Below are 24,228 nucleotides of genomic sequence, written 5' to 3'. Positions count from 1 at the left end.
GGGCCGAGTCCCCGACCCCACGCCCTAGTTGACGTTCCCCACGCCTAGTTGACGTCGGCGAGCCAGCGCAGCAGCGACCGGACGCCCCAGCCGGTGGCGCCGCGGCTGACCTCGGCCTGGTCGCCGTCGGCCCAGGACGGGGCCGACATGTCCAGGTGCAGCCAGCGGTCGCGGAGCTCGCCGGTGAACTCGCGCAGGTAGAGCGCGGCCAGCACCGAGCCGGCACCCTGTGCCGGTGCGCTGTACAGGTCGGCGATCTCGCTGCCGAGGTACTCGACGTAGTCGGTGTGCAGCGGCATCCGCCACGCCGATTCGCCGGCCGCCTCGGCCGCCGCCAGCACGCCGGCAGCCAGCTCGTCGTTCTCGCTGTACAGGGCGGCGGTGCGCTTGCCCAGCGCCACCGAGTTCGCGCCGGTGAGCGTGGCCAGGTCGAGCAGCAGGTCCGGTTTGAGCTGCTGCACCGCGTACGCCAGCGCGTCGGCGAGGACCAGTCGACCCTCGGCGTCGGAGTTGGTCGTCTCGCTGGTCGTGCCGCCGTAGTGCCGGATGACGTCCCCGGGGCGGAACGCCGAGCCGCTGACCATGTTCTCGGCGAGCGGGGCCAACGTGGTGACCCGGACCGGCAGTCGCAGCGCGGCAGCGCCCAGGGTGGCGGCGACGACAGCGGCCGCGCCGGCCATGTCCTTGCGCATCAGCTTCATCGACGCGACCGGCTTGATCGAGATGCCGCCGGTGTCGAAGGTGATGCCCTTGCCGATCAGCACCACGTGGGTACGCGCGGTGGCGGGGTGCCAGTCCAGTTCGACGAGCCGGGGTCCGCTGGCGGAGCCACCGCCGACGGCGAGGATCCCGCCGAAACCCTCGGTGGTCAGCTCAGCCGGGCCACGGACCCGCAACCGCAGATCCGGAAGATCGGCCGCGGCGGACGCCACCTGGTCGGCGAACCACTGCGGGTTCTTCACCGAGGAGGGGGTGTTGGTCAGGTCCCGGGCGAGATGGGTCATCGCGGCGGTGGTCCGGGCCGTGGCGACGCTGTCCTCGTACCGGGTCGGATCGGTGATCAGCAGGTCGACGCCCGCGAGCGCCGGTCGGTCGCCGGCCTCGGTGAGCCGGAACCGGTACGCGGCGAGCAGCAGACCCTCGGCCAACCCGCGCACGGCGGCCGGGGTCACCTCGGCCGGCAGCGCGATGGTGATATGCGTCTCAGCCGGGGCGGAGCGGGCCACTGTCGCGCCGGCCGTCCGCCAGGCCGCCTCGTCGCCGTCACCGATGCCGAGCAGCACCAGCCGGTCGGGGGTACGCCCGGGGCGCAGCTGGGTGTGGATCTCACCCGCCCGGCCCGTCAGTCGGGCCGCTGGCGCCAGCGCGACGGCCTCCTCGGCAATGCCGTCCGGGGGTGCCACGGCGGTCGACAGGGGCGCGGCCGAGGTGTCACCGCCCGCCGTCGAGTCGGCGGGTCGGACAGGCAGGACGAGGGCGTCGAGCCGGTCCGGCTCGGCGATCAGACGGATGGCGAGCACGCGGAACCGTACCTCCAGGAAATGTCACGGACCGGAAGCGAACCCACCTGCCCGCAGCGTTGAAGACCCTGAGCCACCGGCGATTCCGGTGGCTCAGGGTCCGAAGAACGGTCCGGGCGGCTCACGCCGCCCGGAGCACTCCTTACTCAGCCGGCCGCTGCCTTCAGTGCGTCACCGAGCGCGTTGGCCTCGTCGGGAGTCATCTCGACGACGAGCCGGCCACCGCCCTCCAGCGGGACCCGCATGACGATGCCCCGCCCCTCCTTGGTGACTTCCAGCGGACCGTCGCCCGTCCGCGGCTTCATCGCCGCCATGTTGTCTCCCCTCAGACCTACACCAGGGTCGGTGGGTTGCCCCACAGCCACTTCGTCACGACCACCCGCAACGCTCACGGGGGTGTCGACAAACGATTTTCCCTGATGAACACCGCCGGACCCAAACCGGAGCAGCATTGATGTAACAGCATCTAGCTTATCTTGAGAAGGCCTGTCACAATGTGCGGTCATGCAGGCACGGTCGGCACTCTTCGACCTGTACGGCGACCACCTCCGTCCCAGGGGTGGCCGGGCACCGGTTGCTGCCCTGGTCAAGCTGCTGGCGCCGCTGGGAATCGCGCCGCCGGCAGTTCGCACCGCCGTGTCCCGGATGGTGCGCCAGGGTTGGCTCGAGCCACTCCGGTTGGTCTCCGGGCCGGGATATTCGATCACACCGAAAGCCGCCCGGCGACTCGACGAGGCAGCCGCCCGGATCTACCGGACCGGCCGGGTCACCTGGGACGGCCGGTTCGATCTGCTGGTGTTGGAGGCCCCGGGCTCCCGACGCGACCGCCAGCGGCTCGCCGCCAACCTGAGCTTCCTCGGCTACGGGACGCTCGACGAGCAGACCTGGGTCGCCACCCGCCCCGCCGAGGATGTCGACCTGCTCCTCGCCGAGACGGGCATCCGGTTCGAGCGGTTCACCGCCTCGCACTTCTCCGGCACTCCCGGCGCGATGGGCGTGGTCCGACGAGCGTGGAACCTGACCGAGATCGGCCACGCGTACGAACGGTTCGTCGCGGACCAACGCCCGCTGCTCGCCCAGATCACCGTGCGCAGCACCGACGAGGAGGCGTACGCGGCGCGGTTCCGCCTCGTGCACGCGTGGCGTACGTTCCTCTTCCAGGACCCGCAGCTGCCCCCGGCGCTGCTGCCCGAGCGGTGGCCCGGCACCGCCGCAGCCAGCTTTTTCGACCGGCACGCGGCCCGCCTGCGTCCGGCCGCCGACCGGTACGTCGAGCAGTGCCTCGACGCCGGCAACCGCATCGTCCGACAGAAGGGTCGTTAGACACGTGACCGAGCCGTTGCTCGTCGACCGGACCGACGCCGTCGTCACCCTCACGCTGAACCGGCCGAACGCGATGAACGCGCTCGACGTCGCGTTGAAGGAGGCGCTGCGGGACACCCTGGCGGAGCTGGAGGCCGACCGGTCCTGCCGGGCGGTCGTGCTGGCCGGGGCGGGCGGCTCTTTCAGTGCCGGGCAGGACCTGCGCGAGCACGTGTCGACACTCGAGAACGGCTCGACCGACCCGCTGGGCACCGTCCGGGTGCACTACAACCCGATCGCCGCCCGGCTGGCCAACCTGCCCAAGCCGGTGGTGGCCGCCGTGCGCGGGATGGCCGCCGGGGCGGGCGCGTCGCTGGCCTTCCTTGCCGACATCCGCATCGGCGGGCCGAGCACCAGCTTCCTGATGGCCTTCGCCAAGGTCGGTCTGGCCGCCGACACCGGCGCGTCCTGGACGCTGCCCCGGCTGGTCGGCCACGCCAAGGCGGTGGAGCTGCTGATGCTGGCGGAACCGGTCCGCGCCGAGGAGGCCTGCCGGTTGGGGCTGCTCACCCGGCTGACGGACGACGACGAACAGGTGCTGCCGACCGCGCAGGAGCTGGCCGCCCGCCTCGCGGCCGGCCCCACCGTCGCGTACGGGGCGATCAAGCGGCAACTCTCCATCGCCGACGCCGGCACTCTCGCCGACGCCCTCGCCGCCGAGGCGCAGGCCCAGTCGATCTGCGGTGCGACCGCCGACCACCGGGCGGCCACCCTCGCCTTCGTCGCCAAGCAGAAACCGGTCTTCGAGGGACGCTGAACGCGATTCGGACGCCGCCCTTACCGTCCTCGAACACCCGCCGCCTAGCGTCGGCCGGTATGAGCGATCGTGAAGCGGTGGCGCACCTGCTGCGCCGGGCCACTTTCGGGCCGACCGCCGACGAGGTGGACGCGGCCGAGCGGGCGGGGCTGGCGGCGACCCTGGACCGGGTCACCGCGTCCCGGGCCGACCCGGGGGCGGCGGCCACGCCGATCCCGGCGCTGCCCGCCGACCCGTACGCCGAGCTGACCAAGGACTCCACCCGGGAGCAGCGACAGAAGGCCAACGCCGAGCGCCGCGAGCAACTCCAGCAGGTCACCGCATGGTGGCTGGACCGGATGGTGGCGGCCGAGGACGGGCTGACCGAGAAGTTGCTGTTCTTCTGGCACGGTCACTGGGCCACCAGCGTGCAGAAGGTCAAGTCGGCGCGGGTGATGCTGGGCCAGTTGGAGACGCTGCGCCGGCACGGTCGCGGGCCGCTGGGCCCGCTGGTCGCCGCGATGGTGCGCGACCCCGCCTTGATCATCTGGCTGGACGGACAGAAGAACACCCGCAAGGCACCCAACGAGAACCTGGCCCGTGAGCTGATGGAGCTGTTCACCCTCGGCATCGGCAACTACGGCGAGGCCGACGTGAAGGCCGGCGCGCGAGCGTTGACCGGCTGGGTGGTCGACCGGCGTACCGGTGTCGCCCGATTCGAGGCGCGCCGGCACGACCCCGGCGAGAAGACCATCCTCGGGCAGAGCGGCCGGTTCGACGCCGAGGCGTACGCGAGTCTGCTGGCCGCCCAGCCCGCGGCGGCGACATTCGTGGCCGGGCGGCTCTGGGCCCGCTACGCCGGCACCGACACGCCGGCACCGGACGGTCTGGCCGGTACGGACACCATCGCGACCCTGCGCGGGATCTTCTCCGCACCGGCCTTCGCGCAGACCCGGGGCACGCTGGTCAAGCAGCCGGTGGAGTGGCTGGTCGGCGCACTCCGGCAGCTCGGCATCCGACCGTCCGCGCTGCCCGAGCAGCAACGCAAACAACTGCTGGCCGGTCTGAACGCTCTGGACCAGGTGCCGCTGAGGCCGCCCAGCGTGGGCGGCTGGCCGGCCGGGGCCGCCTGGCTGACCACCTCGTCGTTGCAGGCCCGGCTGCGCACGGCCGGGGCGCTCGCCGCAGCCACCGCGCCAGCGGTGCTGGCCCGATTGACCGCCGCGCCCACCGCCGGCCGACCGGACGCGCTGGCGCGACTGCTGGTGGTCGACGGCTGGGGCGCCCGCACCCGTGCCGCCCTCACCCCGCTGGCCGGTGAGCCGCGCAAGCTGCTGGCCGCCGGCCTGGTCAGCCCCGAATACACAGTCAGCTGAGCGGAGGAGTCGACATGGACACAGTGACCCGACGCAGGTTCCTGGTGACCAGCGGGGTGGTCGGCGCGGGCGCGCTGGCCGCCGGGGCTGGCGCGTACGGCCTGCGGGACCTGCTGGACACCAGCGGCGACCGCGACCCGCAGTCCCGCACGCTGGTGCTGGTGACCCTCTACGGCGGCAACGACGGGCTCAACACGGTCATCCCGTTCGGCGACCCGGCCTACCGGGCGGCCCGCCCCGAGCTGGCGTACCCGGACGGGGAGGTACGGCGGCTGGACGACGACTTCGGCCTCAACCCGGCGCTGGAGGGTCTGCACCAGCGCTGGTCGAAGGGTGGGCTGGCGATCGTGCGCGGGGTCGGCTACCCGAAGCCGGACCGCAGCCACTTCCGGTCGATGGACATCTGGCACACCGCGCAGCCGGACCGGCCGGGCAACACCGGGTGGCTGGGGCGTTGGCTGGACCGGGTCGGCGGCGATCCCCGGCTGGCGGTCTCCTTCGAACCGGCGCTGCCACCGCTGCTGGCCGGGGCGCAGAGCGCCGGCGCCGCGGTGCCGATGACCGACCGGAAGGCCGCCAAGGGGCTGCCGGCGCAGACGCTCACCGCGTTCGAAGCCGCCGAGCCGGGTGAGTCCGCCGCGCGAGCCCGGGCCGCCGCCTGCTTCGCCGACCTGCGATCGGTGGACGAGATGATCCGCCAGGTACGCGACTCCGCCGACCCGGACACGGCCGACCCGGACGGCGAGCAGGCCCCCGCGACGGCCACCGGTGGGGCACGTACACCGCTGGACGCGCAGCTCGACCTGGTCGCGCAGTGTGTCGAGGCCGAGGTGTCCACCCGGGTCTTCTCGGTGTCGCTGGGCGGCTTCGACACGCACGCCGACGAGAAACAGTTGCAGGCCGTCCTGCTGGGTCAGCTGGACCGGGCGTTGACCGGGTTCGCCGACCGGATGAGTCGCACCGAGGCGGGCCGGAAGGTGGTGGTGGCGGTCTACTCCGAGTTCGGCCGTCGGGTCAGGGCCAACGCCTCGGACGGCACCGACCACGGCACCGCCTCCGACATGCTGCTGCTCGGCGCGGGCGTTCGCGGCGGCTGGCACGGCGCACCACCGAGCCTCACCGACCTCGACGACGGCGATCTGAAATACACCACCGACTTCCGGGACGTTTACGCCACGCTGCTGGAGCGGGTGCTGGACACCGACCCGGGCCCGATCCTCGCCGACTGGCGGGGGCGGGTGGACAAGCTCTTCTAGTCGTCCTCTTCCGGGTCCTGATTCGCCTGCTCGCCCAGCACGAACGCCTGCATGGCCAGCTCGTCACCGGACGGCGAGACGAAGGCGGGCAGCTCACGCGGCCCCAGCTCCTGCACGTAGGACCAGAACAGTCGGACCGCCTCGGCGGGCGTGCCGGCCTCGATCGGCAGGTCGAGGCTGACCAGCCAGGTGCGCCGCGCCGGGGGCGGGCCGAGCTGGTCGGTCAGCGCCCGGAAGACCGCCGGCTCCAGTGCGGTGAGCGGCCCGTCGAGGGTCAGCAGGTCGGCCGGCACCGGCTCGTCGAAGGCCCGTCGGGTGTACGCGACGACGAGCGTCCCCGGCTCGGTCGGCGACTGCGGGTCGTCCGGGTCTTCGCGGTGGCGTTGCCCCGGCGCGGTGACCCGACCGAGGGCCACCAGCCGGGGCGGCGCGTCGACAAACACCGCCACCTGGTCTCCCGGCCCCGGCCGGGCGGCGTCGGTCAGCCCGGTCAACTCCAGCGTGTCGTGGTGCACGAGCCGCTCGGCGTCGTACCGCTCGGCGGGCAGCAGCACGGCCCAGGTGCCCACCCTGTCGGCGTTGCCGGCCGCACCGGCCCGGTGCGCGGTCTCGGTCGTCATGTCTGTCATCTCATCACGCCGTCGGTGCGACGGTGACGTGACAGCCGACGATGTGATCGTCGACCATTCCGGTGGCCTGCATCAGTGCGTACGCGGTGGTGGGGCCGACGAACCGGAAGCCGCGCTTCTTCAGGGCCTTGGCCATCGCCGTCGACTCCGGGGTGATCGGCGCGAGCTCCGCGAACGAGGCCGGGCGGGCCGGGCGGGGTTCCGGCGCGAAGGACCAGAGCAGCGCGGACAAGCCCTCGGGCAGCTCCAGGGCGGCGCGGGCGTTGGCGATCGCCGCCTCGATCTTGGCCCGGTTGCGGACGATGCCGGCGTCGGCGAGCAGCCGGGTCACGTCGGCGTCGCCGTAGCGGGCGACGGTCGGGAGGTGGAACTCGTCGAAGGCCAGCCGGAACGCCGGACGCTTGCGCAGGATGGTCAGCCAGGACAACCCGGACTGGAACGCCTCCAGCGTCATCCGCTCGTAGAGCGCGTCGTCGCCGTGCAGCGGTCGCCCCCACTCGGTGTCGTGGTAGACGGCGTAGTCGGGGGTGCTCGACCCCCAGGCGCAGCGAGCCAGCCCGTCAGCGCCGATCACCAGGTCAGTCACCTCGTACACGCTAGGGCATCAGTCCGACACCCCATTGCCACCGGCCGTCCGGCTGCCTATCGTGCTTGTTACCGACCGGTAGGTCGAGGTCACCCGACGGTGCGCCCCCGACCGGTGACGGCGAGCGGAGGCCACGGTGAAGGAATTCCCGGACATCATCGCCTGGTCGATCCCGGCCTTCGTGCTGCTCATCGTGCTGGAACGGGTCTCCTACCTGCTGCACCGCGACGACGACGAGGTCGGCTACGGCGGAGCCGACACCGCTACCAGCTTGACGATGGGGCTGGGCAGCCTCGTCGCCGACCTGCTCTGGAAGGTGCCGATCGCCGCCGCGTACGCGCTGCTCTACGCACTCACCCCGCTGCGGGTCGCCGAACTCTGGTGGACCTGGCCGCTGATCCTGCTCGCGCAGGACTTCTGCTACTACTGGTCGCACCGCAGCCACCACGTGATCCGCATCCTCTGGGCCTCCCACGTGGTGCACCACTCGTCGCAGCGGTTCAACCTCTCCACCGCACTGCGCCAGCCGTGGACCGGCCTCACCAGCTGGGTGTTCTACCTCCCGCTGATCGTGGCCGGCGTCCATCCGGCCGTGCTCGCGTTCTGCGGCTCGATCAACCTGCTGTACCAGTTCTGGATCCACACCGAACGGATCGACAAGATGCCGCGCTGGTACGAGGCGGTGTTCAACACCCCGTCGCACCACCGGGTGCACCACGCGTCACAGGGCAGCTACCTGGACCGCAACTTCGGTGGCATCCTCATCGTCTGGGACCGGCTCTTCGGGTCGTTCGCGCCGGAACGGGAGCGCTGCGTGTACGGCCTGACCAAGAACGTCGGCAGCTACAACCCGGTCCGGGTGGCCTTCCACGAGTACGCCTCGATCGCCCGCGACCTGCGCGCCGCGGCGGGCTGGCGGCACCGCGCCGGGTATCTCTTCCGGGCACCGGGCTGGCAACCGGCACCGGGCCGCACAGTCAGGGCAGCCGGCCCTGCTCGACCAGACGGGCAAACCTCTTCAGTGCCTGGGTGAGGCCGAGCTTGGAGCCGGGCCAGAGCACCGGCCAGGCCAGTCGACCGGCCCGCCCACCCGGCAGGTGGAACCACTCGTGCCAGACGACCTGGGTGCGGTCCCGGCCCAGCTGGGTGCAACGCAGCACCCCCGGGCCACGCAGCAGTTGGCCGTGGTGCACCACGCCGATCTCGTACGGCTCGTCGACCCGGACCACCCGCATCTCGTCGCGCAGCGTCGCCCGGCCGAGCGCGGTCACCGCCTCGATCCGGCTGCCCTCCCGCCCGTCGCCCTCGACCACCCGTACCCGGGTGAACGGGATCCAGTCCGACTGACGTTCCCAGGCGAGCAGCGCGGCGAAGACCCGCTCCGCCGGGGCGTCCACGATCACCGTGGCGGTCACCTCGCCGGCACCGGGCTGGGCCGCCTCCCGAAGATCGTCAGCGCCCGCCGGATCGGTCACGCCGACTCCGACCGAACCACCGCGTCGCGCTGCTCGGTGCCGTCGGTGGACGCGGCTGCGGTCGGCCCACGATCGGCCGACTCGTCGACGGCGGGCGCCACCCCGTCGGAGTCCGCGGCGGACGAGGTGGCGGCGGGGATCGGGCCGGGGGCCGTCGAGCCGACCGGGGCCGAGCCGGCCTCGTCGGTCAGCGGCGCGTCCGTACCCGGCTCGGCGGTCTCACCGGGCTCGGCCGCCTCGGTCGGCTCTGCCGCGTCGGCGGTCGCCACCTTGCTGGTGGACTGTTCGCGGGCCTGGCGCAGCGCGTCCGCGTCGTCGGTGCGTCCCTCACGCAACGCGATGACCTCCGACTCCAGTACGCCGATCAGCTCGGACTTGTAACCGATGTCGTAGGCGGCGCGGCGCATCGCCTGATCGACCTGGTCCATCCGGTACCCGCGCAGCCCGGTGTCGAAACGGACCGCCCCCACATCGGATTCGCGTAACGGGCGGGTGCCGGGCAGCGCCACGGCCTGCGAATCCGGCTCGGCCGGCACCAGGCCGGGATCACGGCCGCTGACCAGCACCGTCACGCCGAATATCACCGCCGCGACGGTCAACGCCACGACCAGGAGGAGCAGAAGCTGACCCATGTACTGATCGTGGCACGGCAGCCGGCCCGGAGCGACCCCGCCACCCGCCTCGATCACGATCGACGCCGACGCCCGCCCGGAATCGCAGACGGGCGACCGACTAGCGTCGGGACCGGCCGACGCGGCGGCGACGGCGAGAACTTCCAGGAGGCGGGCATGGCCGGGGCGCTTCGGCTCGGTGGGCACACGTTCGCCCCCGGCGAACTGGTGGTGATGGCGATCATCAACCGCACGCCGGACTCGTTCTTCGATCGAGGGGCCACCTACGCCGCCGACAGCGCGCTCCGCGCCGTGGAGCGGGCGGTGGACGAGGGCGCGGCCATCATCGACATCGGCGGGGTCAAGGCCGGCCCCGGCGCGGAGGTCGGCGTCGCCGAGGAGATCCGGCGCACCGTGGACACCATCGCCGCCGTCCGGGCCGCGTTTCCGCAGGTGGTCATCTCCATCGACACCTGGCGTGCCGAGGTCGCGACGGAGGCTGTGGCGGCCGGTGCCGACCTGCTCAACGACACCTGGTCGGGTGCCGACCCGGCCCTGGTGCGGGTGGCCGCGCGAACCGGCGCCGGCCTGGTCTGTTCGCACGCCGGCGGCCTGACCCCGCGGACCAGGCCGCACCGGGCCGCCTTCACCGACGTGGTTGCCGACGTGGTCGCGACGGTGACCGGGCTCGCCGAGCGCGCGGTGGCGGCAGGGGTACGCCCCGACGGCATCCTCATCGACCCGGCGCACGACTTCGGCAAGAACACCCGGCACTCGTTGGAGATCACCCGCCGGCTGGACGAGCTGACCGGGACCGACTGGCCGGTGCTGGTGGCGCTGTCCAACAAGGACTTCATCGGCGAGACGTTGGGTCTGCCGGTGGCCGAACGGCTGGAGGGGACACTCGCCGCGACGGCGGTCTCGGCCTGGCTGGGCGCCCGGGTGTTCCGGGCCCACCAGGTCGGCCCCACCCGCCGGGTGCTGGACATGGTGGCCTCGATCCGGGGCGACCGCCCGCCCACCGCGACCCGCCGAGGGCTCGCCTGACCGGTTGTCGCCGTAACCGACCTCGTTCGGCCGGACGGGCCGACACGATCGCCGGAGGCCGGTGCGCTCAGGTCCAGCGGAGGATGTTCCTACGCCAGGCGTAGAGGATGCCGAGCGCGAGCACCGCCACGAACACCGCCATCTCGACCACCGTCACCAGGCCGAAGCCCGGCCGGTCGAAGACCACCGCCCAGGGGAAGAGGAACACCGCCTCGACCGCGAACAGCACGTACAGGTAGGCGTACACGTAGTAGCGGATCTGCATCTGCGCCCAGTCGGCGCCGACCGGATCGAGCCCGCACTCGTAGCTGGCCCGCTTGCCCGGCGGGTCGGCCGGACGCTTCGGGCGTAACACCCGGTTGGCGGAGAACGCCGTAACGAAGAAGAGAACGCTGGCGAGCAACAGCAGCCCGAGCGTCGCGTACGAGCCCAGGTATCCGGTCACAGTCGGCAGCCTACCGTCCGCCCCGGACGGGCTGTCCCCAACACGTTACGAATTTGTTTCCAGATGGGACTAGTGCACTGGGGCAACTGTTACCGAATATTGGACACCCACCCATGGCACCGGAGGACAGATGGCCCGCGTGAAGGCACCGCCCGGTAACCGGGCGGAGAGGCGGCGCCGCACGCCGGTGCTGGCGCTCGCGCTCGGCCTGTTCGCGGCGCTCGCCCTGGGAACGGCCGGCGCCAGTGCGGCCACACCGGACACCGAACCGGTCCTCACCTCGGCCGGCCCGGTCGACGAGCCGGGAGACGGCCCCCCGACCACGCCGGCGCAGGAGCCCACCCCGACCGAGGCGCCGGGCGGCGAACCGGGGCCGACCGAACCGGCCCCGGAGACCACCGCGCCACCACCGGAGACGACGCCACCGGCACCGGTGACCACCGCACCGGAGATCCCGCCGGTGCCGACCACCGTCGCGCCCGCGCCCGGCGGCACCACCCGACCGCCCAGCCCGGCTCCCCCGGTGCCGCCGACACCTGCGGCCCCGCCGACGCCGCCGGCTCCCGCGACACCCCCGGCCCCGCCGGTCCACCCGTCCGCGCCGGGTTCGGCCACGCCACCGCAGAGCCCGCTGGGCGTGCAGGTCACCACCGGCGACGTCACCCTCAGCGAGGGGTACTGGAACGCGGCGAGCACGGCGGCCAGCCTGCAGGTCACCGTGCGGAACACGGGCACCACCACGCAACGGATCCGGCTCTCGTACACGCTGCCCGTCGGGCTGAGCGACGCCGGCACCAAGGGCTGCGCCGCCGCCGGTGGTGGTGCGTACCGCTGCGGGTCCTGGACCGCGGGGGCGGGCGTCCGGTTCAGCACGGTGCTGCGCCTGCGGGTCGCCGGCACGGCGTGGAAGCAGATGCCGCTCAGCGGCTCCGTCCGGGTCGTCGCGGACGCGCCCGGAGTCGCCGGCGAGGCGACCGACGACCAGGGCTTCGCGGTGCTCTTCCCACCCGGTCCGCCGGTGCCCGGGATCGCGCTCGCCGCCGACGAGGTGGCCTTCGACATCAGCGGCAGCCCCGGCACCCTCACGCTCCGGCTGGGCAACACCGGCGCGGTGGACGCCGCCGGCCGGGTCGAGGTCGTCCTGCCGGCCGGGGTGACGGTGCCGACCCCGCCGTCCGGCTGTGTGGCGGTCGACCCGTCGCGTACCCGGTGCGACGCCGGGATGGTGCTGGCCGGCACGACCGCCGAGGTGCGGCTGCCGGTGGAGGCGACACCGCAGGCCCAGCGGGAGGCTCCGTTGTCCGGTGCCGTGATCGGTCAGCTCGATCCCCGCAGCGGCCCGACCCGTCGGGTGCAGATGAGCTTCCGGATCACCGCGGCGGCCGCCCTGGCCACGCCGGTGGTCTCCCCGCCCGCACCGACCGGCTCGCAGGGCGTCCTGCCGGCCGGCGCGGCGGGCGGAGACGGCGGGTTGACCTCGGTGCAGCGCACCGCTGTCATCCTGATCGTGGTCTCCACGCTGTTGGTGGTGCTGGCCCTCACGCTGGCCACGACCTCGCTGCGCCGCAGGTTCGGCGGCCCCCCGCCCGAGCCCGCCACCAACCCCGCCGACTGATCGACGGACGACACCGGCCCGCCCGGCCGGGGGTCGTCGACGCGTCCGGGGGTGATCTGAATTACGGCGGGCGGGGCGTAATACCGCAAAGGTGGGCATTTTTCATCACCGCCTGGTCCCAGTCGGCGGACCTCCGGCGATAGTTAGGGCTCCCTTAGACGTAGGCTCTCAGGTGAGGAACGACAGCGGCCGGACCAGCCTGGGGCGGTGCGGTGAAGCGTTGCGTCAAGGAGGTTCCGTGGCCGGGCAAGCCCCGCAGTCGCGAACGAAGGTGGCACAGTGACCAAGCAGATCCGTCAACTCGACCGGGTCGTCATCCGGTTCGCCGGCGACTCCGGCGACGGCATGCAGCTGACCGGCGACCGGTTCACCTCGGAGACGGCGCAGCTCGGCAACGACATCTCCACGCTGCCGAACTTCCCCGCCGAGATCCGGGCTCCCGCCGGGACCCTGCCGGGTGTGTCGAGCTTCCAGGTGCACTTCGCTGACTACGACATCCTCACGCCGGGTGACGCGCCCAACGTGCTGGTGGCGATGAACCCGGCGGCGCTCAAGGCCAACCTGGCCGACCTACCGCGCGGCGCGGACATCATCGTCAACACCGACGAGTTCACCAAGCGCAACCTCGCCAAGGTCGGCTACCAGACCAGCCCGCTGGACGACGACTCGCTGGCCGGCTACGTGGTGCACCCGGTGGCGCTGACTTCGATGACGGTCGGCGCGCTCGCCGCCCACCAGGTGTCCAAGAAGGACGCCGAGCGGTCGAAGAACATGTTCGCGCTCGGCCTGCTCTCGTGGATGTACTCCCGGCCCTTCGAGTCGACGCTGCGCTTCCTGGAGCGCAAGTTCGCGGCCCGTCCGGAGCTGGTCGCCGCGAACGTCGCCGCCTTCAAGGCCGGCTGGAACTTCGGCGAGACCACCGAGGACTTCGCGGTCCGCTACGAGGTCAAGCCGGCGAAGATGCAGCCGGGCACGTACCGCAACATCACCGGCAACGCGGCCCTCTCGCTGGGGCTGGTCGCCGCCGGGGTCCGCTCCGGGCTGCCGGTCTTCCTGGGCGCATACCCGATCACGCCCGCGTCGGACATCCTGCACGAGCTGAGCAAGCACAAGCGCTTCGGTGTTCTCACCATGCAGGCCGAGGACGAGATCGCCGCGGTCGGCGCCGCACTCGGCGCCTCCTACGGCGGGTCGCTCGGCGTGACCACCACCAGCGGCCCCGGTGTGGCGCTCAAGAGCGAGACGATCTCGCTAGCGGTGGCGCTGGAGCTGCCGCTGGTGATCGTCGACGTGCAGCGCGCCGGCCCGTCGACAGGCATGCCGACCAAGACCGAGCAGGCCGACCTCAACATGGCGCTCTACGGTCGGCACGGTGAGGCGCCGATCGCGGTGATCGCGCCCCGCTCACCGTCGGACTGCTTCTTCGCGGCGCTGGAAGCGGCCCGGATCGCGCTCACCTACCGCACCCCGGTGATCCTGCTGTCCGACAACTACGTCGCCAACGGCTCCGAGCCCTGGCTGCTGCCCGACGTGGAGTCGCTGCCCGACCTGCGGGTCGAGTTCGCCACCAAGCCCAACGGCGAGGACGGCACCACCTTCCTGCCCTACCTGCGTGACCCGGAGACCCTGGCCCGGCCGTGGGCGATCCCCGGCACGGCGGGCCTGGAGCACCGGATCGGCGGTCTGGAGAAGGCCGACAAGACCGGTGACATCTCCTACGACCCGGCCAACCACGACTTCATGGTGCGCACCCGGGCCGCCCGGATCGAGACGATCCCGGTGCCGGACATCGAGGTGGAGGACCCGGACGGCGACGCCCGGGTGCTGGTCCTCGGCTGGGGCTCGACGTACGGGCCGATCGGCGCGGCGTGCCGCGGCGTCCGCCAGCGCGGCCTCTCCATCGCCCAGGCGCACCTGCGGCACCTGGCACCGATGCCGGCCAACCTCGGCGAGGTGCTGCGCTCGTACGACAAGGTGGTCATCCCGGAGATGAACCTGGGCCAGCTCGCCCACGTCATCCGGGCCCGCTACCTGGTCGACGCGATCAGCTACAACCAGGTCCGCGGCCTTCCGTTCACGGCCGCCGAGCTGGAGACGACGCTGGAAGAGGTGCTGAAGAATGTCTGAGCCCGTCGCCATCAAGCTCACCGCGAAGGACTTCAAGTCCGACCAGGAGGTGCGCTGGTGCCCCGGCTGCGGTGACTACGCGATCCTGGCGGCCATCCAGCAGTTCATGCCGGAGCTGAACATCCCCAGGGAAAACACCGTCTTCGTCTCCGGGATCGGCTGCTCGTCCCGCTTCCCGTACTACATGAACACGTACGGGATGCACTCGATCCACGGTCGGGCCCCGGCGATCGCGACCGGCCTGTCGGTGTCCCGGCCGGACCTGTCGGTCTGGGTGGTCACCGGCGACGGCGACGCGCTCTCCATCGGCGGCAACCACCTGATCCACGCGCTGCGGCGCAACGTCAACCTCAAGATCCTGCTGTTCAACAACCGGATCTACGGTCTGACCAAGGGCCAGTATTCTCCGACGTCCGAGGTCGGCAAGATCACCAAGTCCACGCCGGCCGGCTCGGCGGACGCCCCGTTCAACCCGCTCTCGCTCGCCCTCGGCGCGGAGGCCAGCTTCGTCGGCCGGACCATCGACTCCGACCGCAAGCACCTGCAGTCGGTGCTGCGGGCCGCCGCGGAACACGAGGGCTCGGCCTTCGTGGAGATCTACCAGAACTGCAACATCTTCAACGACGGGGCGTTCGACCAGCTGAAGGACCCGTCCACCCGGGACGACTACCTGATCCGCCTGGAGCACGGGCAGCCGATCACCTTCGGTGCCGACGGGCGGTTCTGCGTGGTGCACCCGCCGGGCGGCTTCGGCCTCGAAGTGCGGGACACCAGCTCGGTGCGCCCGGAGGAGATCGTCGTGCACGACGCGACGGTCACCGACCCGGCGTACGCCTTCGCGCTGTCCCGGCTGCCCGGTCTGGACCTGCGCAACACCCCGATCGGGGTGTTCCGCTCGGTGGACCGGCCGTCCTACGACAGCGTGGTGCAGGGCCAGCTGGCGGCCGCCAAGGCGACTGTCACCGAGACCCCCGAGCAGCAGCTCGCCGGCCTGCTGGGCAGCGGCGACACCTGGACGATCGTCTGACGGTGCGACAACGGGAAGGGCCCGCAACCGGTTGGTTGCGGGCCCTTCCGTTTCGTTACCGCTGGAGCAACCTGATCAGAAGACCAGGTTGAAGCCGCCCCAGCCGGTGCCGACGACCTTGCCGCTCGCGTCGATCCACTGGCCGTAGCCGTTGGTCGTGTAGAGCCGCATGTCGCCCTTGCTGTTGACGCCCAGCATGTCGACCATGTTGTCGCCGCTCCAGTCGCCCGGAACGATGATGTTCTTGAAGCCCTGCCAGCCGCTACCGATCTTGGTGCCGAGCGGGTTGGTCCAGCCGCCCTTGTTGTCGGACTGGTACAGCTTTAGGTCGCCGGTCGAGGTGCGACCGATCAGCACCTCACGCCCGTCGCCCTTCCAGGCCCCAGGGGTGAGGAACAGGTTGAAGCCGTTCCAGCCGTTGCCGATCTTGGTGCCCAGCGGGTTCTCCCAGCCGCCCGCACCATTGCTGGTGTAGCGGATCAGGTCGCCGTTGGACTTGCGCACCAGAAGGCTCGGCCGGTTGTTGCCCAGCCAGTTGTTCGTCACCATGAGCGCGGTGAAGCCCTGCCACCCGGTGCCGATCTTCTTCGCACCCCCGACGAATTCACCCTTGCCATCGGTGTCGTAGATGAACAGATCACCGTTGGGCTTCATCGCCATGATCGAGGGCTTCTTGTCGCCCTTCCAGTTGTAGACCCGGAAGACCCGGCTGTAGATGCCCCAGCCGTTGCCGATCTTCTTGCTCAGGTAGAAGCCGCCGAGACCGTCGTTGGCGAAGCCACTGCCCATGTACAGCTTGAGGTTGCCGGCGCTGTCACGGGTCAGCAGGTCCGAGTGACCATCGCCGGTCCAGTCCGCGTTGATCAGCGGCGGACGCGTCAGGTCCGCCTTGATCGTGTTGGCGTAGTAGCTCAGCCGCTCGTAGTAGCCGGCGTACGAGCCACACGGCCGGAAGCCCCAGTCGGTGATGCCGACCTGGACCCCGTTGACGAGCAGCGGACCACCCGAGTCACCGGAGCAGGTGTCGCTGCTCGGCATGGAGGGCGTGCCCGAGCCCGCGCAGATCATCCGGTTGGCGTCGTAGAGCCCCGGCACGTCGCAGTCGGCATTCGACCGCATCGCCACAGTGGCCTTACGCAGCCGGCTGTCGGGGAACTCGTCGTCCGACGAGGTGATGCCGAAGCCGGCGATCTGGGCCGAGGTGCCGGCCGCGTACGGCTTCTGGTCGCCCTGGGCGCTCAGCGACACCGGCTTGTACTCGCTGGGCAGGTTCTGCTTGAGCGTGAGAACCGAGACGTCGTCCAGGATCGGGGCGTCCGGGTCCGCGTACTGCTGGGCGATGTTCCAGCCCGGGTGGGTCCAGGTCGAGCCGACCTCGGCGACGAAGCCGCTGCCGCCAACGATCTGACCGTTGCTGTCGACCAGCCGGTCGTTGCCGGCGATGACCCGGGTGGTGCCGGGACCGTCGGCGGTGCAGTGCGCGGCCGTCAGCACCTTGTTGGGGGCGATGATCGTGCCGGTGCACCAGTACCAGTAGAAGACGCCTTCGAACTGGAGCGTGGTGACGACACCGACGATGTACGGGAACTCCGAGGCGCTCGCGAGGTTACCCCCGAAGATCTTCGGAGTCGCGCCGGTGCCGGACTGGAACCGTCGGCCCTTGGCACCCGGCTCGGGAAGCACGAGCTTTCCCTTGTGGAGGTTGCGCAGCTTGCTCTCTTGGCCGGTGCGAGAGGCACCGGTCACCGCGTTGAACACGCCGTCCCCCGCGGGGGCGGCCTGAGCTGCCGTCGCGGGCACGAACGCCGCCACGCCGAGGAGAGCAAGGCTCGCCACGGCCCCGGCGGCCCATCGCCGTCGGGCTCCTGCGGATGTTGCCACTTCAGCCACTGATTGTTTCCCGTCGTTCGACTACGAGGCGCTCGGAGCTGCCGGGATGGCCTGCCGGGGGACGCGACGCGTGAACGACGAAACACACCAGGGCGAATCCGCCCGTATTGAAGATTTTCCCCGTCGTGCCTGCGCCAACGACGCCGCGCCGACAACTCCCGGCAGCGACACCCATTGACAGCTCTAAGCCGGGACACCGTAGCAAGGGTTCGGTCAGGAAGCTGCCCGGTAAGGGGTTTTCTCCATGATCCGAAACCGGACCGCGACGAAACCGATGGGGTCAGGGCAGCCACGACTCATCCGGACGGGTTGCGGCCCTCAGCCACCCGGTGCACAGAACTGGATGTCCCGGGCCGGAGGGTGGCCGTCCGGTGTGGACCGCCACCCTCCGCCACGACGAGGCGACCGACAGTCAGCGGGTGCCACCGGCCGGCGGCCAGAGATTGTCGATCTCCTTCTCGGCCTGCGCGAGGCTCGCCTCGTGCAGCGGGATCAGCTCGGCCATCGCCGGCACCGACGGCGCCAGGGTCAGCTCGGCACTGATGAAGCGCGGCTGCAGGCCGGTCAGCGACAGGCCGTGCGGGAGCCACGGCTCCGCATGGTCCCAGCCGTTGCGCGGGGCTCCATCGCCGTATCCGCCACCTCGGGTGGCGAGCACCACGAACTCGCGGTCGCCGAGCAGGCCCTCCTGGGTCGTCGGGTCGTACGCCAGCCCAGGGACGATCAGGTGGTCGACCCAGGACTTGACACTGCTGGGCGCGCCGTAGTTGTAGAGCGGCAGCCCGAGCAGCACCACGTCGGCCTGCTTCACCTCGTCGACCAACCGCTCGCTGAGCTCCCAGGACTCGCGCTGGGCCGGCGTGTGCTGGTCCGGCGGCGTCATCCGCGCCAGCCCGCCGGCGGCGTCCAGGTGCGGCAGCGGGTCGGCGCCCAGATCCCGGTAGGCCACGGTGCCGCCCGGGTGGGCCGCACGCCATGCGTCGACCGCGCGGGCGGTGAGCCGCCGACTGACGGACCAGTCACCTCGGATGCTCGAATCAATATGCAACAGATGCATTATTCCTCCTCCAGGAATCGTCTGTGCAGCACCAACTATTTATAGCAAGCCGATGTTCCGCCCGCTCGGTAGACTGGGTCACATGTCCGCCCAGCCGCTCGACCCCTCGGAGCACCGCTCGGGCGCCCTCCTGGACCACCTGGCCCGGCGGATACGGCTGCGGTCGGAGTCGGTACTGGCACCGCTGGGGCTACGCCCCCGGCACCTGGTCGCGCTCACCGTGCTGCGCGCCGGCGGCGACACCGGTCAGCAGGCGCTCGCCACCACCCTCGAAATGGACAGCACCAACATCGTCGGGCTGCTCAACGACCTCGAAGCGAAGCAGCTGATCGAGCGCCGGCGCTCCCCCGAGGACCGCCGTCGACACGTCGTCGGACTCACCGACGATGGGGCGAAACGCCTCAGCGAGGCCGAATGCGCCCTGGCCGGCGCCGAGGACGAGGTGCTGGGCGCGCTGAATCCCGCCGAGCGGGAGACGCTCTACGAGTTGCTCAACCGGGCCGCCACCGGCACGTCGGTCAACTGCGCCGAGGTGATCTGCGGCGCCGACGACCCCCGCTGACGCCGCGCCCCTGCTGACGCTGCCGCATTTCAGCGGCGCGGCTGTCCAGCAGGGGTCACGCCGACGGCGGGGCGGTCACACCGCACAACAGCGGTGCCACGATCAGGCGGTCGTGGCCGACTGCGGGCGGTCGTCGCGTACGTGCACCAGCATGTCGCCGGTCTCGATCACTGCTCCGGCCCGGTCGGCCAGGGTCACCACCTTGCCCCGCCGTACCAGGGCGATCACCAACGAGTCCAGCTCACGCGGTGAACGGCCCACCTCGTCCCGCTCCGCGGAACGCATCGCCAGCGCCATGCCCTGGCCGGGGGTGAGCAGATCCTCCACCACGTCGATCAGCGGCGGCGCCGAGGTGGACAGGCCGAGCAGCCGGCCCGCCGTGGCCGAGGAGACGATCACGTGGTGCGCACCGCTCTGCTTGAGCAGGGGGGCGTTCTCCGCCTCCCGGGCCGCCGCGATGATCCGGACCTGCCCGGCGGTGAGCTGCCGCACCGTCAGCGCGACCAGCACCGACGCGTCGTCGCTGTCGGTCGCGATGATCACGGCCTTGGCGCTCTTGACGTGCGCCTCGTTCAGCACCGACGAGCGGGTCGCCGAGCCCTCGATCGCCACCAGTCCGGCGGAGGTGGCCTGCCGCAGGGCGGCGGCGCTGCGCTCCACCACCACGATCCGCGAGCGGTCCAGACCGTTCTCCAGCAGGGCGGAGACCGCGCTGCGTCCCTTGGTGCCGTAGCCGCAGATGATGACGTGGTCCTTCACGGCTCTCCTCCACCGCGACAGGCGACGGCCGGTCCGGTACTGCTCGGTCAGAACTTCCAGGGTGGTACCGACCAGGATGATAAGGAAGATCACTCGGGCCGGGGTGATGAAGAGGACGTTGACCAGCCGAGCCGACGGCGCAGCCGGGGTGATGTCCCCGTAGCCGGTGGTCGAGAGCGACACCACCGCGTAGTAGAAGCAGTCCAGGAGGGTGAGGCCGTCCTCATTGACATCGCGGTAGCCGTCCCGGCCCAGGTAGACCGCGGCGACCACGGCGAAGACCAGGCCCAGGGCGGCGGCGAGCCGGAGGCTCAGCGCGCTCAGCGGGCCCCGACGCTGCGCGGGAAAATGGATCACTGTCGAACCTGCTCCCCCGCCGTCGCCTGCACGCCCACAACATAGCGGGTACACCGGCGACCGCACGTCGGGGTCGCAGCGGACAACCGGCGGCCCGCCCACACCCGACTACCGGACGACAACGACGACCCGGTGCAGGCCGGCAGACGGAGGGGGCGCGACCCTCGTGACGACGAGCGGCGGACGGCGAGCCGAGGCCGACGACGAATACACCGAGTACGTCCGGTCCCGGATGGCGCAGTGGCGACGCACCGCCTACCTGATGTGCGGGGACTGGGACCGGGGCGACGACATCCTGCAACGGGTGCTCACCGAGCTGTACCGCAACTGGGCCAAGGCCCGCCAGGCCGACCACCTGGATGCGCTGGTGCGCACCATGCTGCTGCGGCGGCTGATCGACGAGCGGCGGTTGCGGTGGGCGCGGGTCCGCCTCGGCACCGCGCTGCCCGACGCCTCCACCGCCTTTCCCGACCCGAGCGACCGGATCACGTTGGTGGGCGCACTGCGCCAGGTACCGCCACGGCAACGCGCGGTGTTGGTGCTGCGGTACTTCCAGGACCTCAGCGTCGAGGAGACCGCCCAAGCCCTGAACTGCTCGACGGGGACGGTGAAGAGCCAGACCGCCAAGGGCCTGGCCACCCTGCGCACCCTGCTCACCCCCACCCTGACCGGCAACTGAGAGGAGCGACGATGCTGGACGAACGCCACATTGGCGACCTGATGCTGACCGAGATCGAATCGGCCGAGCGGCCCTCCGAGGTGCTGGACGTACGGCGGGCGATGCGTACCGCACGGCGGCAACGCCGCCTCGCCCACGGAGCCGGCGCCGCGTTGCTGGCGGTGGCGCTGACCGTCGGCGGGCTCACCGTCCCCGAGCTGCTGACCCCGGACCGGCCGCCGGCCCCGTTGGGCACCGCGGCCGGCGCGGGCCGGACCGGGCTACCGGCCGCGCTCACCATGGTCGACCCGCAACGGGTGTACGTCCGGTTCGGCTGGCTGCCGGAGGGGCTGCGCAATCTCCAGTACCAGGCCGGACTGCTGCTCTCCGGTCCGGGCGTGTACCTCAGCGCGTCCAACGCCCCCGGCGGTGGCCAGTGGAAGGGCGTCGCGGTCACCCTCTATCCGAAGGGGGTGCAACCTCCGGCCCCACAGCGGGACAGCGGCGAACCGGCCCGGCCCGGCAAGACCACGCCCGGCCCGGAACTGAACGGCGGCACCAGCAGCTTCGCCTCCTACAGCGGGGCCGAGCAGCCGGAGGCGATCCTGCGCTGGCGGTACGCCCCGGACGGCTGGGCACAGCTCAAGGTGGTTGGCGTCGGAGGCGACGTCCGGAGCACCGCTGCCCAGGTGGCCAGGGCGCTGCGGTTCGGCGACGAGCCGACCCCGATGCCGGCCACCGTGGCGGGTGTACCGGCATCGCTACGGGTGATCACGGTCGACGTGCAGGAGTCGCTGGACGAGCCGAACGACTGGTACGCATCGACCACCTGGGCACCACGGTCCAGCACCGGCGATCCTGGCCAGCAGCAGGCTCGCACGATGACGGTGAGCGTCTCCCGCTACCGGAACATCACCGATCCCACCGACAACAAGTACGTCGAACCCAACACCACCATCGCCGGACACCCGGCACGGTTCGGCGGGCAGAACGGCAACGAGTCGCTGACCGTCTACGACGTGAACGGGGCGAACGTGACGATCGACGACAGCGCGCTGCTGCCCGCCGGCGGCACCAGGGCACTGTTCCCGTCGGTCACGCTGGTGCCCGAGCCGGCCAGTTGGCGCACCCACCTGGGTCGGTGACGTGTCGGGCCCGCACCGTGCGGCGGTGCGGGCCCGCACGGGCAACCGTCGGGTCCGGCAGCGGGCATGATGGGGGTGTTCCCCGACGACGACCGCGAGAGTGAGGCCCGCATGTCGTTACTGCGACGAGTGATCGGTGGGGTGTTGCGCCGCCACCGCCAGCGTCAGGGCCGCACGTTGCGCGAGGTGGCCGCGTCGGCCGACGTCTCCGTGCCCTACCTCTCGGAGGTCGAGCGGGGCCGGAAAGAGGCCTCGTCGGAGGTGCTGGCGGCGATCTGCCGAGCGCTCGGCATCAGCCTCGCCGACCTGCTCGGCGAGGCCCGCGACGACATGCGCCGAGTCGAGCCCCGACTGCCGGCCGCACCGCGGGCCGCGCTCACCCACCTGGAAAGGGTCGATGCGACCCGGCGGGAGATCGGCAACGCCACCCTGCTGGTGGGTCCCCGTGTCAGTGGGTTCGTCCTGCACCGCGGGTCGATCGCGAGCGATCCGACCCTCAGCGTTCACGAAAAAGCCTCCGCTGGCGGCTCCCGCCCCGGTCCGCGTACCGCCGCAGTGGCTGACTGCGCACAGACCCGGCTGGGCCTGCGGCGGCTGACCGTCGCGTAGGCCGCGCGGGTTCTGCCGTCGGCGGATCTGCCGCCGGCAGAATCACTGGGTCAATCACCGCCGTCGTGCCCACGCTGGAGGGGCCGGTCCACCGGGCGGTCCTCACCGCCCGCCGGCACCGTGGGAGGCGGCGGCACATGATGAGGTACGGCGTACAGATGCTGGATGGCGGGCAACCGACCTTTGGTGATCACGTGTTCGAGCGGCTGCTGCGGGAGCGGATCGTCTTCCTCGGCACCGAGGTGACGGAGGAGTCTGCCAACCAGATCTGCGCGCAGATCCTGCTGCTCGCCGCCGAGGACGCCGACGGGGACATCTACCTCTACATCAACTCGCCGGGCGGTTCGGTGAGCGCGGGGATGGCGGTCTACGACACGATGCGCTACGTCCGCAACGACGTGGCGACGCTGGCGCTCGGATTCGCCGGGTCGATGGGACAGTTCCTGCTCTGTGCGGGCGCGGCCGGCAAGCGGTACGCGCTGCCGCACTCGCGGATCATGATGCACCAGCCGTCCGGCGGGATGGGCGGAACCGCCTCGGACATCACCATCCAGGCGGAGAACATGCTGCACGTGAAGCGGACGATGCAGGAGCTGATCGCCCAGCACAGTGGACGCACGCTCGACGAGATCCAGCGCGACTGGGACCGGGACCGCTGGTTCACCGCCCAGCAGGCCCGGGAGTACGGCCTCATCGACCAGGTGATCACCCGAGCCGAACAACTGCCGACGCTCTGACCAACAGGACATGCCTCCGGCAGGATTCGAACTCGGCCCGCGCCTCGCGACCTGGTCAGGCGAAGCGCTGGAATCAGTTCGAGCCCGACCGGCCTCAGCCGGTACGATCGCGATCTTGTTCGCACCGCAGGGAGCCCCATGAGATCCTCATGCGGCCGCCCCGGCAACTCCCGTGCTGAGAGTAGGTTTCGTCAATGGCATGCCGTATCGGTGAGATCGTGCTCAAGTGCCGCGACCTTGAGGTGCAGGCGCGGTTCTGGTCCGAGGTCCTGGACTTCGTCGAGCTCGATCGCGAAGAGGGCGTCTACATCGAGATAGGCCCGCGCGAAGGGTTCGGCGGCCCGCAGCCGACCATCTTCCTCATCCGCAACGACGATCCGAAGAGCGGGCACGCCCGGCTGCACATCGACGTCAACCCCACCGACCGCGATCAGGCCGCCGAGCTCGAGCGCCTCCTGGCCGCCGGGGCCGTACCCGTCGACATCGGTCAGCCTGCGGATGCGTCCTGGCACGTGCTCGCCGATCCAGAAGGAAACGAGTTCTGCCTGCTCAACAGCCGCCTCGACCCACTCTGACGGCGCTCGCCCACGCTGCCTGACCGGACTGCGACCCACCGACGTCCGCACATCTGTTCCCCGCGAA

General features: G+C 71.3%; 25 protein-coding genes. 15 read left to right on the top strand and 10 right to left on the bottom strand.

Annotated elements, in window-relative coordinates; genetic code table 11:
- Nucleotides 1–44: 44 nt before the first annotated feature.
- Nucleotides 45–1,520 (bottom strand): leucyl aminopeptidase family protein, encoded by a 1,476-nt coding sequence (locus QSK15_RS04130; RefSeq protein WP_285792957.1) that lies wholly within the window; start codon nucleotides 1,518–1,520, stop codon nucleotides 45–47.
- A 146-nt stretch (nucleotides 1,521–1,666) separates the two neighbouring features.
- The gene (locus QSK15_RS04125) at nucleotides 1,667–1,834 is read right to left on the bottom strand and encodes a DUF3117 domain-containing protein (protein ID WP_007455245.1); all 168 of its coding nucleotides are present in this window, start codon (nucleotides 1,832–1,834) and stop codon (nucleotides 1,667–1,669) included.
- A 190-nt stretch (nucleotides 1,835–2,024) separates the two neighbouring features.
- Here QSK15_RS04125 and QSK15_RS04120 point away from each other — a divergent pair, with 190 nt between their 5' ends.
- Genes QSK15_RS04120 through QSK15_RS04105 form a run of 4 tightly spaced genes read left to right on the top strand, consistent with a single transcriptional unit; the run spans nucleotide 2,025 to nucleotide 6,250 of the window.
- Nucleotides 2,025–2,843, top strand: coding sequence for a PaaX family transcriptional regulator (locus tag QSK15_RS04120; RefSeq protein ID WP_279515034.1), 819 nt, complete (start codon nucleotides 2,025–2,027; stop codon nucleotides 2,841–2,843).
- Between the two features lie 4 nt (nucleotides 2,844–2,847).
- The gene (locus QSK15_RS04115) at nucleotides 2,848–3,639 is read left to right on the top strand and encodes an enoyl-CoA hydratase-related protein (protein WP_285792956.1); all 792 of its coding nucleotides are present in this window, start codon (nucleotides 2,848–2,850) and stop codon (nucleotides 3,637–3,639) included.
- A 59-nt stretch (nucleotides 3,640–3,698) separates the two neighbouring features.
- The gene (locus QSK15_RS04110; protein ID WP_285792955.1) at nucleotides 3,699–4,994 is read left to right on the top strand and encodes a DUF1800 domain-containing protein; all 1,296 of its coding nucleotides are present in this window, start codon (nucleotides 3,699–3,701) and stop codon (nucleotides 4,992–4,994) included.
- A 14-nt stretch (nucleotides 4,995–5,008) separates the two neighbouring features.
- Nucleotides 5,009–6,250: a DUF1501 domain-containing protein gene (locus QSK15_RS04105; RefSeq protein ID WP_285792954.1), complete on the top strand. Its 1,242-nt coding sequence runs from the start codon at nucleotides 5,009–5,011 to the stop codon at nucleotides 6,248–6,250.
- On the opposite strand, the gene QSK15_RS04100 is transcribed toward QSK15_RS04105, so the two are convergent.
- Together QSK15_RS04100 and QSK15_RS04095 are read right to left on the bottom strand one after the other, a co-directional pair.
- Nucleotides 6,247–6,870: a hypothetical protein gene (locus tag QSK15_RS04100; RefSeq protein ID WP_285792953.1), complete on the bottom strand. Its 624-nt coding sequence runs from the start codon at nucleotides 6,868–6,870 to the stop codon at nucleotides 6,247–6,249. The two genes, QSK15_RS04105 and QSK15_RS04100, sit on opposite strands and share 4 nt — an antisense overlap.
- Before the next feature lie 13 nt (nucleotides 6,871–6,883).
- The gene (locus QSK15_RS04095; RefSeq protein WP_285792952.1) at nucleotides 6,884–7,465 is read right to left on the bottom strand and encodes a DNA-3-methyladenine glycosylase I; all 582 of its coding nucleotides are present in this window, start codon (nucleotides 7,463–7,465) and stop codon (nucleotides 6,884–6,886) included.
- 136 nt (nucleotides 7,466–7,601) lie between these two features.
- Here QSK15_RS04095 and QSK15_RS04090 point away from each other — a divergent pair, with 136 nt between their 5' ends.
- Nucleotides 7,602–8,498 (top strand): sterol desaturase family protein, encoded by an 897-nt coding sequence (locus QSK15_RS04090; RefSeq protein WP_285792951.1) that lies wholly within the window; start codon nucleotides 7,602–7,604, stop codon nucleotides 8,496–8,498.
- On the opposite strand, the gene QSK15_RS04085 is transcribed toward QSK15_RS04090, so the two are convergent.
- Both QSK15_RS04085 and QSK15_RS04080 read right to left on the bottom strand, forming a co-directional pair.
- Entirely contained in the window at nucleotides 8,443–8,940 is a 498-nt protein-coding gene (locus QSK15_RS04085; protein WP_030329252.1) for an SRPBCC family protein, read from the bottom strand. The genes QSK15_RS04090 and QSK15_RS04085 overlap by 56 nt on opposite strands.
- The gene (locus QSK15_RS04080; protein ID WP_285792950.1) at nucleotides 8,937–9,572 is read right to left on the bottom strand and encodes a DivIVA domain-containing protein; all 636 of its coding nucleotides are present in this window, start codon (nucleotides 9,570–9,572) and stop codon (nucleotides 8,937–8,939) included. Before QSK15_RS04080 ends, QSK15_RS04085 begins: the two co-directional genes overlap by 4 nt.
- A 156-nt stretch (nucleotides 9,573–9,728) precedes the next feature.
- Between QSK15_RS04080 and folP the strand changes: the two genes are divergently transcribed.
- The gene (folP, locus tag QSK15_RS04075) at nucleotides 9,729–10,598 is read left to right on the top strand and encodes a dihydropteroate synthase (protein ID WP_030329255.1); all 870 of its coding nucleotides are present in this window, start codon (nucleotides 9,729–9,731) and stop codon (nucleotides 10,596–10,598) included.
- Nucleotides 10,599–10,665: 67 nt separating this feature from the next.
- Here folP and ndhC read toward each other — a convergent pair whose 3' ends face one another.
- Nucleotides 10,666–11,043, bottom strand: coding sequence for an NADH-quinone oxidoreductase subunit A (gene ndhC, locus QSK15_RS04070; RefSeq protein WP_285792949.1), 378 nt, complete (start codon nucleotides 11,041–11,043; stop codon nucleotides 10,666–10,668).
- A gap of 130 nt (nucleotides 11,044–11,173) precedes the next feature.
- On the opposite strand from ndhC, the gene QSK15_RS04065 reads away from it, so the two are divergent.
- The 3 genes from QSK15_RS04065 (at nucleotide 11,174) to QSK15_RS04055 (ending at nucleotide 15,812) form a co-directional block, all read left to right on the top strand.
- The gene (locus QSK15_RS04065) at nucleotides 11,174–12,658 is read left to right on the top strand and encodes a hypothetical protein (RefSeq protein WP_285792948.1); all 1,485 of its coding nucleotides are present in this window, start codon (nucleotides 11,174–11,176) and stop codon (nucleotides 12,656–12,658) included.
- 279 nt (nucleotides 12,659–12,937) lie between these two features.
- Nucleotides 12,938–14,785, top strand: a complete 1,848-nt coding sequence (locus tag QSK15_RS04060) for a 2-oxoacid:acceptor oxidoreductase subunit alpha (RefSeq protein WP_030329258.1) — start codon at nucleotides 12,938–12,940, stop codon at nucleotides 14,783–14,785.
- The gene (locus QSK15_RS04055) at nucleotides 14,778–15,812 is read left to right on the top strand and encodes a 2-oxoacid:ferredoxin oxidoreductase subunit beta (protein ID WP_285792947.1); all 1,035 of its coding nucleotides are present in this window, start codon (nucleotides 14,778–14,780) and stop codon (nucleotides 15,810–15,812) included. Before QSK15_RS04060 ends, QSK15_RS04055 begins: the two co-directional genes overlap by 8 nt.
- Nucleotides 15,813–15,887: 75 nt before the next feature.
- On the opposite strand, the gene QSK15_RS04050 is transcribed toward QSK15_RS04055, so the two are convergent.
- Both QSK15_RS04050 and QSK15_RS04045 read right to left on the bottom strand, forming a co-directional pair.
- Nucleotides 15,888–17,648: a trypsin-like serine protease gene (locus QSK15_RS04050; RefSeq protein WP_285792946.1), complete on the bottom strand. Its 1,761-nt coding sequence runs from the start codon at nucleotides 17,646–17,648 to the stop codon at nucleotides 15,888–15,890.
- Between the two features lie 466 nt (nucleotides 17,649–18,114).
- Nucleotides 18,115–18,759 carry an FMN-dependent NADH-azoreductase gene (locus tag QSK15_RS04045; RefSeq protein ID WP_285792945.1) on the bottom strand — a complete coding sequence of 215 codons (645 nt, stop codon included), beginning with the start codon at nucleotides 18,757–18,759 and terminating at the stop codon, nucleotides 18,115–18,117.
- 82 nt (nucleotides 18,760–18,841) lie between these two features.
- On the opposite strand from QSK15_RS04045, the gene QSK15_RS04040 reads away from it, so the two are divergent.
- Nucleotides 18,842–19,321 carry a MarR family winged helix-turn-helix transcriptional regulator gene (locus QSK15_RS04040; protein WP_285792944.1) on the top strand — a complete coding sequence of 160 codons (480 nt, stop codon included), beginning with the start codon at nucleotides 18,842–18,844 and terminating at the stop codon, nucleotides 19,319–19,321.
- 102 nt (nucleotides 19,322–19,423) lie between these two features.
- Here QSK15_RS04040 and QSK15_RS04035 read toward each other — a convergent pair whose 3' ends face one another.
- Complete coding sequence (locus tag QSK15_RS04035; protein ID WP_279515024.1) at nucleotides 19,424–20,437, bottom strand: potassium channel family protein; 1,014 nt, start codon at nucleotides 20,435–20,437, stop codon at nucleotides 19,424–19,426.
- A gap of 166 nt (nucleotides 20,438–20,603) precedes the next feature.
- Here QSK15_RS04035 and QSK15_RS04030 point away from each other — a divergent pair, with 166 nt between their 5' ends.
- The 5 genes from QSK15_RS04030 (at nucleotide 20,604) to QSK15_RS04010 (ending at nucleotide 24,161) form a co-directional block, all read left to right on the top strand.
- Complete coding sequence (locus tag QSK15_RS04030) at nucleotides 20,604–21,116, top strand: SigE family RNA polymerase sigma factor (RefSeq protein WP_285792943.1); 513 nt, start codon at nucleotides 20,604–20,606, stop codon at nucleotides 21,114–21,116.
- 11 nt (nucleotides 21,117–21,127) lie between these two features.
- Nucleotides 21,128–22,240, top strand: a complete 1,113-nt coding sequence (locus tag QSK15_RS04025) for a hypothetical protein (RefSeq protein WP_285792942.1) — start codon at nucleotides 21,128–21,130, stop codon at nucleotides 22,238–22,240.
- Nucleotides 22,241–22,351: 111 nt separating this feature from the next.
- On the top strand, nucleotides 22,352–22,849 hold the full coding sequence (locus QSK15_RS32500) for a helix-turn-helix domain-containing protein (protein ID WP_352232158.1): 498 nt from the start codon (nucleotides 22,352–22,354) through the stop codon (nucleotides 22,847–22,849).
- Nucleotides 22,850–22,986: 137 nt separating this feature from the next.
- The gene (locus tag QSK15_RS04015; protein WP_285794325.1) at nucleotides 22,987–23,586 is read left to right on the top strand and encodes a ClpP family protease; all 600 of its coding nucleotides are present in this window, start codon (nucleotides 22,987–22,989) and stop codon (nucleotides 23,584–23,586) included.
- Between the two features lie 194 nt (nucleotides 23,587–23,780).
- Nucleotides 23,781–24,161, top strand: coding sequence for a VOC family protein (locus QSK15_RS04010; protein WP_285792941.1), 381 nt, complete (start codon nucleotides 23,781–23,783; stop codon nucleotides 24,159–24,161).
- Nucleotides 24,162–24,228 lie beyond the last annotated feature (67 nt).

Source organism: Micromonospora sp. NBRC 107095, assembly GCF_030269705.1.
Taxonomy (GTDB): Bacteria; Actinomycetota; Actinomycetes; order Mycobacteriales; family Micromonosporaceae; genus Micromonospora; species Micromonospora parva.
The sequence above is the reverse complement of the archived record's forward strand: the minus strand, read 5'-3'. Positions and strand labels throughout refer to the sequence as shown.